Raw genomic sequence first — 12,453 nt, forward strand, 5'->3', positions numbered from 1 at the left:
CTTGCTCCCGCTGGACTGCGTAGCAGGCCCAATTCAGGGCCGCTTCGCGCCCCAGCGGGAGCAAGCTCCCTCGCCACGTGGATTTTGCGTCCATCTCTTGGCCAAACCAGTCACGCAACTTGAAAGCTTTGACCATTGTCCCGCATCGCCCGTGGAGCGAGTATTTCCTGGATTTTTACGGTTCCCCCAACCTAATAAAAATACAGAGGGATTCTGGCAATGCGCGATTACCTGTCTGCGACTTCACAGTTCAACTATCAGCACACCGTCGATGCTGCACTCAGCGGCTCGTTGACCGCACTCAACGCCTGCGTTGAATGCTGCGACCGTCATGCGATACCCGGGCGCATTGCCTTGTTCTGGGAGGGCCGCGACGGTGCCAGCGCCACGTACACCTTCAGCGATCTGCAGGACAAAGCCGCGCGCTTTGCCAATTTCCTGCTGGCTCAAGGCGTGAAGAAGGGCGACAAGGTCGCCGGCCTGTTACCACGCAACGTTGAATTGCTGATTGTGGTGTTCGCCACCTGGCGCATCGGCGCGGTTTACCAGCCGCTGTTTACCGCCTTCGGCCCGAAAGCCATCGAACACCGCCTCAACAGTTCCGGCGCCGCGGTGGTGGTGACCGACGCGGTCAATCGTCCAAAACTCAATGACGTTGCCGACTGCCCGACCATCGTCACCGTCGGCGGCCCGAAAGGCCAGGGCATCGTCCGTGGCGATTTCAGTTTCTGGGCCGAACTGCCCAACTATTCCGCTCAATGTGAACCCGTGCTGCTGAACGGCGAAGACCCGTTCCTGCTGATGTTCACCTCAGGCACCACCGGCCCGTCGAAAGCCTTGTCGGTGCCGCTCAAGGCCATCGTTGCGTTCCAGAGCTACACCCGCGACGCAGTGGACCTGCGCCCTGAAGATGCGTTCTGGAACGTCGCCGATCCGGGCTGGGCTTATGGCATCTACTTTGGTGTGACCGGACCGCTGTCCATGGGCCATCCGATCACCTTTTACGATGGCCCGTTCACCCTTGAAAGCACCTGCCGGGTGATCAACAAATACGGCATCACCAACCTCACCGGTTCACCGACCGCGTACCGCTTGCTGATCGCCGGCGGCGATGAGTTCGCCCGTTCGATCAAAGGCAAACTGCGGATTGTCAGCAGCGCCGGCGAACCGTTGAACCCGGAAGTGATCCGCTGGTTCGCCGACAATCTCGGCGTGGTGATCCACGACCATTACGGCCAGACCGAACTTGGCATGGTGCTGTGCAACCACCATGGCCTTGATCATCCGGTCCACGTCGGTGCGGCAGGGTTTGCCTCGCCCGGCCACCGGATCGTGGTGCTGGATGAGGCCTATAACGAATTGTCGGTCGGTCAGCCTGGCATTCTCGCTATTGATCGCACGCAATCGCCGATGTGCTGGTTTGCCGGTTACGAAGGTGCGCCGACCAAGGCTTTCGTCGGCAACTATTACCTGAGTGGCGATACCGTCGAGCTGAATCCGGACGGCAGCATCAGCTTCGTCGGCCGCAGCGACGACGTGATCACCACCTCCGGCTACCGGGTCGGCCCGTTCGACGTGGAGAGTGCGTTGATCGAACACCCCGCCGTGGTTGAAGCAGCGGTGATCGGCAAACCGGATCCGGAGCGCACCGAACTGGTGAAAGCCTTCGTCGTGCTCAGCGCGCAATACCGTGCTTCACCCGAGCTTGTCGAGGAGTTGCGCCAGCATGTGCGCAAGCGATTGGCGGCGCACTCATACCCGCGTGAAATCGAATTTGTCAGCGAATTGCCGAAAACCCCAAGCGGCAAATTGCAGCGCTTTATCTTGCGCAACCAGGAAATCGCCAAAGCTCAAGAGGCCACGGCGAAGAACGTTTCAGCTTGAATCCAAGGAAACAATGATGCAGATCGAAAACAAGGTTTTTCTCGTCACCGGCGGTGCGTCGGGCCTGGGCGCGGCCACGGCTGAAATGCTGGTGGGTGCCGGTGCCAAAGTCATGCTGGTGGACCTGAATGCCGAAGCCGTCGCGGCTCAGGCAAAACGGCTCGGCGCGCATTGCGTCGTCGCGGACATCAGTCAGGAAGCGGCGGCAGAAGCAGCGGTGCAGGCAGCGGTTGCAGCTTTTGGCGGCCTGCACGGGCTGGTCAACTGTGCCGGTGTGGTCCGCGGCGAGAAGATCCTCGGCAAGAACGGCCCGCACGCGTTGGCCAGTTTCAGCCAGGTAATCAACGTCAACCTGATCGGCAGCTTCAACATGCTGCGTCTGGCTGCGGCGGCGATTGCCGAAACCGAAGCCAATGAAGACGGCGAGCGCGGGGTGATCATCAACACTGCCTCGGTGGCGGCCTTCGACGGTCAGATCGGCCAGGCTGCCTACGCCGCTTCCAAAGGCGCGATTGCCAGCCTGACCTTGCCTGCCGCCCGTGAACTGGCGCGCTACGGCATCCGGGTGATGACCATTGCCCCGGGGATCTTCGAAACCCCGATGATGGCCGGCATGACCCAGGAAGTGCGCGACTCGCTGGCCGCTGGCGTACCGTTCCCACCGCGCCTTGGTAAACCGGTTGAGTACGCCGCGCTGGTCAGGCATATCATAGAAAACAGCATGCTCAACGGCGAGGTGATCCGTCTCGACGGTGCCTTGCGTATGGCCGCCAAATAAGGAGTATTTGTCATGACAATGTCCCACGATCCAATCGTTATCGTCAGCGCCGTCCGCACCCCGATGGGCGGTTTTCAAGGTGAACTGAAAAGCCTCAGCGCGCCACAACTGGGCGCTGCGGCGATCCGCGCTGCCGTCGAGCGCGCCGGCGTGGCTGCCGATGCAGTAGAAGAGGTGCTGTTTGGTTGTGTGCTGTCTGCCGGCCTCGGTCAGGCCCCGGCACGCCAGGCTGCGCTGGGCGCCGGGTTGGACAAATCGACCCGTTGCACCACCCTGAACAAAATGTGCGGCTCGGGCATGGAGGCGGCCATTCTGGCCCACGATATGCTGCTGGCCGGCAGTGCCGATGTGGTGGTCGCTGGCGGGATGGAAAGCATGTCCAACGCACCTTACTTGTTGGACCGCGCTCGCAGCGGCTACCGCATGGGCCACGGCAAAGTGCTTGACCACATGTTCCTCGACGGTCTGGAAGATGCCTACGACAAGGGCCGCCTGATGGGCACCTTCGCCGAGGACTGCGCCGAGGCCAATGGCTTCACGCGTGAAGCGCAAGATGACTTCGCAATCGCTTCGACCACTCGCGCGCAACAAGCGATCAAGGACGGCAGCTTCAACGCCGAAATCGTTCCGCTGCAGGTCATGGTCGGTAAAGAGCAAAAGCTCATCACCGATGACGAACAACCACCGAAAGCCAAACTGGACAAGATCGCCAGCCTGAAACCGGCGTTCCGTGACGGCGGCACTGTGACGGCGGCCAACTCCAGTTCGATTTCCGACGGCGCGGCGGCGCTGTTGCTGATGCGTCGTTCAGAAGCCGAAAAGCGTGGCCTGAAACCGCTGGCAGTGATCCACGGTCACGCAGCCTTCGCTGATACGCCAGGTCTGTTCCCGGTGGCACCGGTGGGCGCGATCAAAAAGCTGATGAAGAAAACCGGCTGGTCGCTGGATGAAGTCGAACTTTTCGAAGTCAACGAAGCCTTCGCGGTGGTTAGCCTGGTGACCATGACCAAGCTGGAAATCCCCCACAGCAAGGTCAACGTCCACGGCGGCGCCTGTGCGCTGGGCCACCCGATCGGTGCTTCTGGCGCGCGGATTCTGGTGACCTTGCTCTCGGCATTGCGCCAGAAAGGCCTGAAACGCGGCGTTGCAGCCATCTGCATCGGCGGCGGTGAAGCCACGGCCATGGCCGTTGAATGCCTGTATTAAGGAATCAACATGCTACCGACTGACGAACAACTACAGATCAGCGACGCGGCCCGGCAATTCGCCCAGGAACGGCTCAAGCCGTTCGCCGCCGAGTGGGATCGCGAGCACCGCTTTCCCAAGGAAGCCATCGGCGAGATGGCCGAACTGGGTTTTTTTGGCATGTTGGTGCCGGAGCAGTGGGGCGGTTGCGACACCGGTTACCTGGCGTACGCCATGGCCCTGGAAGAAATCGCCGCCGGCGATGGTGCCTGCTCGACCATTATGAGCGTGCACAACTCGGTGGGTTGCGTGCCGATCCTCAAGTTCGGCAACGACGATCAGAAAGAGCGCTTCCTCAAGCCGTTGGCCAGTGGCGCCATGCTCGGGGCGTTCGCGTTGACCGAGCCGCAGGCCGGTTCCGACGCCAGCAGCCTGAAAACCCGTGCCCGGCTGAACGGCGATCACTACGTGCTCAACGGCTGCAAACAGTTCATCACTTCGGGGCAAAACGCCGGGGTGGTGATCGTCTTCGCGGTCACCGAGCCGAGCGCCGGCAAACGCGGGATCAGCGCTTTCATCGTGCCCACCGATTCACCGGGCTACAAGGTTGCGCGGGTTGAAGACAAGCTCGGCCAGCACGCCTCGGACACCTGCCAAATCCTCTTTGAGGATGTGAAGGTGCCGGTGGCCAATCGTCTGGGCGAGGAGGGCGAAGGCTACAAAATCGCCTTGGCCAACCTTGAAGGCGGACGTGTCGGGATTGCTTCACAGTCGGTCGGCATGGCCCGCGCCGCATTCGAAGCCGCCCGCGATTACGCCCGTGAGCGTGAGAGCTTCGGCAAGGCAATCATCGAGCATCAGGCAGTAGCCTTTCGATTGGCTGACATGGCCACGCAAATCGCCGTCGCCCGGCAGATGGTGCATTACGCCGCAGCCCTGCGTGACAGTGGCAAACCGGCGCTGGTGGAAGCCTCGATGGCCAAGCTGTTCGCCTCGGAAATGGCCGAAAAGGTCTGCTCGATGGCCTTGCAAACCCTCGGTGGTTACGGTTACCTGAGCGACTTCCCGCTGGAGCGGATTTACCGCGACGTGCGGGTTTGTCAGATCTATGAAGGCACCAGCGATATTCAGCGCATGGTCATTTCGCGCAATCTTTGAGAAGGAACGTTGCATGAGCTACGAAACGATTTTGTTGGAAGTCCAGGGTCGCGTGGGTCTGATCACCCTCAACCGCCCGCAAGCCCTGAATGCCTTGAACGCGCAGATCGTCAGCGAGCTGAACCACGCGCTGGACGGTCTGGAAGCCAATCCGGAAATCGGCTGCATCGTGCTGACCGGCTCGAAAAAAGCCTTTGCCGCCGGTGCCGACATCAAGGAAATGGCCGAGCTGACCTATCCGCAGATCTACCTTGACGACCTGTTCAGCGACAGTGACCGGGTGGCCAATCGACGCAAGCCGATCATTGCTGCGGTCGCCGGTTTTGCGTTGGGTGGTGGCTGTGAGCTGGCGCTGATGTGCGACTTCATTCTGGCCGGCGACAACGCCAAATTCGGCCAGCCGGAAATCAACCTCGGTGTGTTGCCGGGCATGGGCGGCACCCAGCGCCTGACCCGTGCCGTGGGCAAGGCCAAAGCCATGGAAATGTGCCTCAGCGGCCGCCTGATCGACGCGGTGGAAGCGGAGCGCTGCGGCATCGTTGCGCGCATCGTGCCGGTGGATGAGCTGTTGGATGAAGCGTTGAAGGTTGCAGCGTTGATCGCCAAAAAATCCTTGCCGATTGCGATGATGGTCAAGGAAAGCGTCAACCGCGCCTTTGAAGTCAGCCTGTCCGAAGGCGTGCGCTTTGAACGCCGGGTGTTCCATGCGGCGTTTGCCACACAGGACCAGAAAGAAGGCATGGCAGCGTTTATTGCCAAGCGTGAGGCTGAGTTTAAAGGGATGTGATTTGATTTTTGGGGTGTCTGCAAGGGCCACCCCTCACCCTAACCCTCTCCCAAAGGGAGAGGGGACTGACCGAGTTGTTTAGTCGACGTACTGCGACCTGAGATTTCGAGTCGAACTCAAGTTTTGAAAAGCTTGAAGATCGGCTCCCTTTCACCCTCTCCCCATTGGGGAGAGGGCTGGGGTGAGGGGTGGATTTCAAAGCCACCCCAATTCCACGCATCAAACCAGATAGTTCTTGAGCTCCCGCGCAATCACCATCCGCTGAATCTCGCTCGAGCCTTCGTAAATCTGCGTGATCCGCGCATCGCGGTAGTAGCGCTCCACCGGATAATCTTCCAGATAACCGTAGCCGCCGTGGATCTGTATCGCGGACGAGCAGACCTTCTCAGCCATTTCCGAGGCAAACAGCTTGGCCTGCGAGGCTTCCGACAGGCATGGCTTGCCAGCGCTACGCAACCGGGCAGCATGCAAGATCAGCAAGCGCGCCGCATTCAGCCGGGTGTGCATGTCAGCGAGCATGTTGGCGACGCTCTGGTGCTCGATGATCGGCTTGTCGAACTGTACCCGGTCACGGGCGTAGGCCAGCGCTGCTTCGAAAGCTGCACGGGCGATGCCCAGTGCCTGCGCGGCGATGCCGATGCGACCGCCTTCGAGGTTGGACAAGGCAATCGCCAGACCCTTTCCGCGCTCACCCAGCAGATTGGCTTCGGGGATGATGCAATTGTTCAGCGTCACCGCGCAGGTGTCAGAGGCACGGATGCCCATCTTGTGTTCGCTGCGGTCAACGATAAAACCGGGGGTATTGGTCGGCACCAGAAACGCAGACAGCCCCTTCTTGCCCAGATCCGGATCGGTCACCGCAAACACAATCGCCAGTTTTGCCCGTCGACCGTTACTGACGAACTGCTTGGCGCCATTGATCACCCACTGGCCGTCGCGCAGTTCGGCGCGGGTGCGCAGATTGTGCGCCTCGGAACCGGCCTGCGGTTCGGTCAGGCAGAAGCAGCCGATGGCCTGACCGCTGGCCAGATCCGCCAGCCAGGTCTGTTTCTGTTCTTCAGTGCCATAGTTGAGAACCGGCCCGCAGCCCACCGAGTTGTGGATGCTCATCAAGGCGCCGGTGGCGCCGTCGCCGGCAGAAATCTCTTCCACCGCCAGCGCGTAGGCCACGTAGTCGACGTAAGTGCCGCCCCATTCCTCGGGAACCACCATGCCGAGCAAACCCAGCTCGCCCATCTTGGCCACCAGCGCATCATCGATCCAGCCGGCTTTTTCCCAGGCCTGGGCGTGCGGGGCGATTTCGCCGCGGGCAAAATCCCGGGCCATGTCGCGGATCATCACTTGTTCTTCGGTCAATTCGATATCGTGCATGGCTCAGCTCCCGCTCTGGTCAAAACCGCTGAAGAAGCTCGCAACGTGTTTGGCGTCCAGCGCCTGCACGGTCGGAGGGTTCCAGCGTGGGCTCTTGTCTTTGTCGATCAGCAAGGCGCGGACGCCTTCGATCAGGTCGCCGCGTTCAAACCACTGGCGATCGAGGTGCAATTCGAGGGCGAAGCAATTTTCCAGGCTCAGCTGACGGCCGCGACGCAGCATCTCTAACGTTACACCCATGGCCAGCGCTGAACGACTGTCGAGTAAATCGGCAGTGGTGATTGCCCAGTCGTGGCTGTCGACAACCGTAACGCTGCGCAGTTGCTCGACAATGCTCGGCACATCCGGCAGGGCGAAGAAGTGGTCGATCGTTGGTCGCAGTGCCTGCAACGGTGCGTCGGGCAGTTGCTGTACCGCGAGTTTTGCCAGTAGGCCTTGCAGGTCCTTGAGCGGGGTGTCGTGCCACTCGAGGCTGTCGAGGCGTTGATCCAGTTCGGTGAGTTTCTGGCTTTCGAGGTACCAATCGGCCAACCCGCAATACAGCGCATCGGCGGCGCGGATCTGCACGCCGCTGACGCCGAGGTAGATGCCCAGTTCGCCGGGAATGCGCGGCAGGAAGTAGCTGCCGCCAACGTCCGGGAAGTAACCGATGGCCACTTCCGGCATTGCCAGACGGCTGCGTTCGGTGACCACTCGCAGGTCTGCGCCTTGCACCAGGCCCATGCCGCCGCCGAGGACGAAACCGTCCATCAACGCCAGTACCGGTTTGCGGTAATGGTGGATCGCCAGGTCGAGGGCGTATTCCTCGACGAAGAAGTCTTCATGCAGGGTGCCGCCGCTTTTGAAACTGTCGTACAGCGAGCGAATATCGCCGCCGGCGCAGAAGGCTTTCTCGCCAGCCCCGCGCAACACCACGGCGTGGATGTGCGGGTCTTTCGACCAGGCATCGAGTTGTCGATGCAGGCGGCGGACCATGTCCAGGGTAATGGCATTGAGGCCGGCGGGGCGATTGAGGGTCAGGTGGCCAATGTGGTTGCGGACCTCGGCCAGCACTTCGTTGGCGCTGGCATCAATGCCGTGGGTCGCCTGGGATGAAACCTGAGCAGTCATCACTAACTCCCTGCTTTTATTGTTCTTTATAGAAGTGTTCGCGCGCGAACGATGCCGGATCGTAACAGTGCAAATTTGCGATGTACAACCGTGATAGATGCAGGTTCGGTCTGCATTTTTGTAATGCCTACACGCTGATTCATCGCATAAACGCCCTGATAGGGCATTCACGACAGAATCGGCTGTGAAAATGCCGACATCAGCACAAGCGAGCTGTCTGCGACGGCCCTTTCGACACCTCGGCACAATCGTCTGTTGGCATTCTGGCCTTCCATTCGAAGCCGTCTGCGCCAAGGGTTTCAGGGTGGGGTGTGGCCGGCCTTTGGCGGTGCACCGAACACAAACAATAAGAACGCTGCTGCGGCAGACGCCGCATCGACTCTCTGTTCCTGCCCATAAAGGCGCCCAGGCATTCGTGCCCGGTCGCGATAATTCCAATCAAATCGGGACTTATGAAGATGAAAACCCAATGGCTGACGTTGCCTGTACTCGCGATGCTGTTCTGCTCGGCCGGCGCTAGCGCCAAAGAGTGGACCGAACTGCGCTTCGGCACCAACCCAAGCTACCCGCCGTTTGAGTCGACCACCGCCGACGGTGGTGTGCAAGGCTTTGGCGTGGACCTGGGCAACGCGATCTGCGCCGAACTGAAGCTCAAGTGTGTGTGGGTCAGCAATGACTTCGACGGGCTGATTCCTGCGCTCAAGGCCGGCAAGTTCGACGCCATCGAGTCGTCGATGACCGTCACCGACGCACGTCGCAAGCAGATCGACTTCACCGACCGCCTGTACGCGGGGCCGACCGCCATCGTCACCCGCAAGGATTCAGGTCTTGAACCCACCGCCGAGTCGCTCAAGGGCAAGACCATCGGCTTCATGCAAGGCACCATTCAGGAAACCTACGCCAGGGCCAAACTGGCGCCGGGCGGGGTGAAACTGCGCGCCTATCAGAACCAGGATCAGGTCTATGCCGATCTGGTTTACGGCCGCCTCGACGCCTCGATTCAGGACAAGCTGCAAGCGCAGATGAGCTTCCTTGAGTCGCCACAAGGCGCCCCATTCAAGAACAGCCAAGGCATCAGTGATCCGCTGGTGCCGGCGGATATCGCCATCGGTGTACGCAAGGACAACGACGAGCTCAAAGGCATGCTCAATACCGCCATCAAGGCCCTGCACGAGAAGGGCATCTACGCGCAGATCCAGAAGAAATACTTCGGCGATCTGGACCTCTACAACAACTGATCAGCGCACCTGAGGCGTTGGGCCGTGGTTCACGACCCAATGCCTCGCTGTGGTGCTTCAAGACAGGTGACTTGCGTGAATACCTTCCTCAATGCTCTGGGCCTGGATCTCTCGGCCCTGCAAGGCTATGGCCCACTGTTGCTGCACGGCACCTGGGTAACCCTGAAACTCTCGGCGCTGTCGCTGCTGGTCAGCATGCTGCTGGGCTTGCTCGGTGCGGCGGCCAAGCTTTCGCCGCTGCGGCTGCTGAACCTGCCGGCAACCTTTTACACCACGCTGATTCGCGGTGTACCGGACCTGGTGTTGATGTTGCTGATCTTCTACAGCCTGCAAGGCTGGTTGAGCAGCCTGACCGAATTCATGCAATGGCCGTACATGGAAATCGACCCGTTCGTGGCCGGTATCGTGACCCTGGGCTTTATCTACGGCGCGTATTTCACCGAGACCTTTCGTGGCGCGATCCTCAGTGTCCCTCGGGGGCAACAGGAGGCCGGTGCGTCGTTTGGCCTGAGCCGTTGGCAGCGGTTTTACTGCGTGGTGTTCCCGCAGATGATGCGCTTTGCCTTGCCAAGCCTGGGCAACAATTGGCTGGTGCTGCTCAAGGCTACGGCACTGGTGTCGATCATCGGCTTGTCGGACCTGGTCAAGGTCGCGCAGGAGGCCGGCAAAAGCACCTTCAACATGCTGGATTTTCTGTTGCTGGCGGCAGCGCTGTACCTGCTGATCACCAGCGCTTCGAACTATGTCTTGCGCGTGCTTGAGCGGCGCTACAACCAGGGCGTGCGAGGGATGACGCGATGATTGAATTGATCTCTGAATACTGGAAACCGTTCCTGTTCAGTGACGGCTACAACTTCACCGGTTTGGCCATGACCTTGTGGCTGCTGGTGGTGAGCATCGTGCTCGGGTTCTGTTTGTCGCTGCCGCTGGCGATCATGCGCACGTCGCGCTGGGGCCTGCTGCGCTGGCCGGTGCAGCTGTTCACTTACGTGTTTCGTGGCACGCCGCTGTATATCCAGTTGCTGATTTGCTACAGCGGGATCTACGGCATCGCTGTGGTCCGTTCGCAGCCGTTGCTGGAAGCATTCTTTCGCGATGCGATGAATTGCACCTTGCTGGCGTTCACCCTCAACACTTGCGCCTACACCGTCGAGATCTTCGCCGGGGCGATCCGCAGCATTCCCTACGGTGAAATCGAGGCCGCCCATGCCTATGGCCTGAGTGGCTGGCGTTTGTATGTGAAGTTGATTCTGCCCTCGGCGTTGCGTCGGGCACTGCCTTACTACAGCAACGAAGTGATCCTGATGCTGCACGCCACATCCGTAGCCTTCACCGCAACCATTCCGGACATCCTCAAGGTCGCCCGGGACGCCAATGCCGCGACCTTCATGACCTTCCAGGCCTTCGGTATCGCCGGGCTGCTGTACCTCGCGCTGTCATTTGGCCTGGTCGGCGCGTTTCGTCTCGCAGAGAAGCGCTGGCTGAATTTCCTCGGGCCGGCTCACTGAGATCCGGAGCCGGCTTTTTTCCTCCCTCTTTCTGTCCAGAACGCTGTCGCCAACGGCAGTGCTCGAGGAGTGTTGCATGTACAAACTGACCGTTGAAAATCTGTATAAACGCTTTGGTGACAACGAAGTGCTCAAGGGCGTCTCGTTGAATGCCCGCGCCGGAGATGTCGTGAGCATGATTGGCGCCAGTGGCTCCGGTAAAAGCACTATGCTGCGGTGTATCAACTTCCTTGAGCGGGCGGATGACGGCGCCATCGAGCTGGACGGCGAGCGGATTGTCACCCGTCAGGCGGCCGGCGGCATGCGGGTTGCCAACCCGGCGCAGTTGCAGCGCTTGCGCACGCGGCTGGCGATGGTGTTTCAGCACTTCAACCTGTGGAGTCATCTGACGGTGCTGGAGAACATCATGCTGGCGCCGTGCAAAGTTTTGGGTGTCAGTCGCAAGGATGCCGAAGTCAGCGCCCGGGCCTACCTGGACAAGGTCGGTCTGCCGCAACGAGTCGCCGAGCAGTACCCGGCCTTCCTGTCCGGCGGCCAGCAGCAACGGGTGGCGATTGCCCGGGCATTGGCGGTGGAGCCGCAGATTCTGTTGTTCGACGAGCCGACCTCGGCCCTCGACCCGGAGTTGGTGGGTGAAGTATTGAAGGTGATTCAGGCCTTGGCTGAAGAAGGCCGGACCATGTTGATGGTGACCCACGAAATGGGCTTTGCCCGGCAGGTGTCCAGCCAGGTGCTGTTCCTGCATCAAGGCCGGGTCGAGGAGCAGGGCGATGCAACGATTCTCGACCAGCCGAAAAGCGAGCGTTTACAGCAATTTTTATCGGGCCGTTTGAAGTGAGGCAAGGCGTACATGGCGGACATCCGCGATATGTCGATCGTGCTTGATCGTATCGATCAGGCAATCATTGAGGTGCTGCGCCACGAAGGGCGCATCACCTATCAGAAGCTTTCCGAGCGCGTGCACCTGACGCCAAGGCCATGCCTTGAGCGGGTGCGCAAGCTCGAACAGCTCGGCGTCATTCGTGGCTACGGGGCGATTCTCGACGAGAAAAAACTGACCCCCGGTCTGTCGCTGCTGGTGCTGGTGGCACTCTCGAACCAGAGCGGGCGCGCCGCGCAGAAAGCCTTTGAAGCCAAGGTCCGCGCCTGCCCGCAGGTGCTGGAGTGCCAACTGATCAGCGGCGCCTTCGACTACAGCCTGCGGATGCGCTGTCGCGACATGGAACACTACCGGGTATTGACTGAAGTCTGGTTCGACGACCCGGACCTGCACATCGACAAACTGGTCAGCCACCCTGAGCTGGCGATGGTCAAAACCTCGACGTAATCACCCGACTCTTCTCGTTCCCACGCAGACGCTTATGATCGTTCCCACGCTCTGATCTGACCCCAAAAAGCTGGACGTTTACATGTCTATGCCTGAGCGGCCTGAGT

Annotated in this window: 12 protein-coding genes; 10 read left to right on the forward strand and 2 right to left on the reverse strand. The window is 60.4% G+C overall.

The genetic code is table 11. The features are described 5' to 3' along the window. The first annotated feature begins 219 nt into the window (after nucleotides 1-219). Genes KRR23_RS21625 through KRR23_RS21645 form a run of 5 tightly spaced genes read left to right on the forward strand, consistent with a single transcriptional unit; the run spans nucleotide 220 to nucleotide 5,792 of the window. Nucleotides 220-1,884, forward strand: a complete 1,665-nt coding sequence (locus KRR23_RS21625) for an AMP-binding protein (RefSeq protein WP_216744171.1) — start codon at nucleotides 220-222, stop codon at nucleotides 1,882-1,884. Nucleotides 1,885-1,900: 16 nt separating this feature from the next. Next, on the forward strand, nucleotides 1,901-2,662 hold the full coding sequence (locus KRR23_RS21630) for an SDR family NAD(P)-dependent oxidoreductase (protein ID WP_054597492.1): 762 nt from the start codon (nucleotides 1,901-1,903) through the stop codon (nucleotides 2,660-2,662). Between the two features lie 12 nt (nucleotides 2,663-2,674). Further along, a complete protein-coding gene (locus KRR23_RS21635; protein ID WP_216744172.1) occupies nucleotides 2,675-3,868 on the forward strand; it encodes an acetyl-CoA C-acyltransferase in 1,194 nt (397 codons plus the stop codon). A 9-nt stretch (nucleotides 3,869-3,877) separates the two neighbouring features. After that, a complete protein-coding gene (locus KRR23_RS21640; RefSeq protein ID WP_216744173.1) occupies nucleotides 3,878-5,005 on the forward strand; it encodes an acyl-CoA dehydrogenase in 1,128 nt (375 codons plus the stop codon). Nucleotides 5,006-5,018: 13 nt separating this feature from the next. Further along, on the forward strand, nucleotides 5,019-5,792 hold the full coding sequence (locus KRR23_RS21645) for an enoyl-CoA hydratase (protein ID WP_216744174.1): 774 nt from the start codon (nucleotides 5,019-5,021) through the stop codon (nucleotides 5,790-5,792). A 219-nt stretch (nucleotides 5,793-6,011) separates the two neighbouring features. Here the strand turns inward: KRR23_RS21645 and KRR23_RS21650 are convergent, their stop codons facing one another. Both KRR23_RS21650 and KRR23_RS21655 read right to left on the reverse strand, forming a co-directional pair. After that, the gene (locus KRR23_RS21650) at nucleotides 6,012-7,163 is read right to left on the reverse strand and encodes an acyl-CoA dehydrogenase family protein (protein WP_216744175.1); all 1,152 of its coding nucleotides are present in this window, start codon (nucleotides 7,161-7,163) and stop codon (nucleotides 6,012-6,014) included. A gap of 3 nt (nucleotides 7,164-7,166) precedes the next feature. Next, nucleotides 7,167-8,273: an enoyl-CoA hydratase/isomerase family protein gene (locus KRR23_RS21655; RefSeq protein WP_216744176.1), complete on the reverse strand. Its 1,107-nt coding sequence runs from the start codon at nucleotides 8,271-8,273 to the stop codon at nucleotides 7,167-7,169. Nucleotides 8,274-8,731: 458 nt separating this feature from the next. Between KRR23_RS21655 and KRR23_RS21660 the strand changes: the two genes are divergently transcribed. From KRR23_RS21660 to KRR23_RS21680, 5 genes are all read left to right on the forward strand, one after another. Next, nucleotides 8,732-9,511, forward strand: coding sequence for a transporter substrate-binding domain-containing protein (locus KRR23_RS21660; RefSeq protein ID WP_216744177.1), 780 nt, complete (start codon nucleotides 8,732-8,734; stop codon nucleotides 9,509-9,511). A gap of 75 nt (nucleotides 9,512-9,586) precedes the next feature. Further along, nucleotides 9,587-10,312 carry an ABC transporter permease gene (locus KRR23_RS21665; protein ID WP_102667261.1) on the forward strand — a complete coding sequence of 242 codons (726 nt, stop codon included), beginning with the start codon at nucleotides 9,587-9,589 and terminating at the stop codon, nucleotides 10,310-10,312. Continuing rightward, on the forward strand, nucleotides 10,309-11,019 hold the full coding sequence (locus KRR23_RS21670) for an ABC transporter permease (protein ID WP_054597484.1): 711 nt from the start codon (nucleotides 10,309-10,311) through the stop codon (nucleotides 11,017-11,019). Before KRR23_RS21665 ends, KRR23_RS21670 begins: the two co-directional genes overlap by 4 nt. A 76-nt stretch (nucleotides 11,020-11,095) precedes the next feature. Continuing rightward, a complete protein-coding gene (locus KRR23_RS21675) occupies nucleotides 11,096-11,857 on the forward strand; it encodes an ABC transporter ATP-binding protein (RefSeq protein WP_216744178.1) in 762 nt (253 codons plus the stop codon). A gap of 12 nt (nucleotides 11,858-11,869) precedes the next feature. Beyond that, nucleotides 11,870-12,346: an Lrp/AsnC family transcriptional regulator gene (locus KRR23_RS21680; protein WP_054597482.1), complete on the forward strand. Its 477-nt coding sequence runs from the start codon at nucleotides 11,870-11,872 to the stop codon at nucleotides 12,344-12,346. The last annotated feature ends 107 nt before the right edge of the window (nucleotides 12,347-12,453 follow it).

The organism is Pseudomonas sp. CVAP#3, assembly GCF_018986375.1.
Classification (GTDB): domain Bacteria; phylum Pseudomonadota; class Gammaproteobacteria; order Pseudomonadales; family Pseudomonadaceae; genus Aquipseudomonas; species Aquipseudomonas helvetica.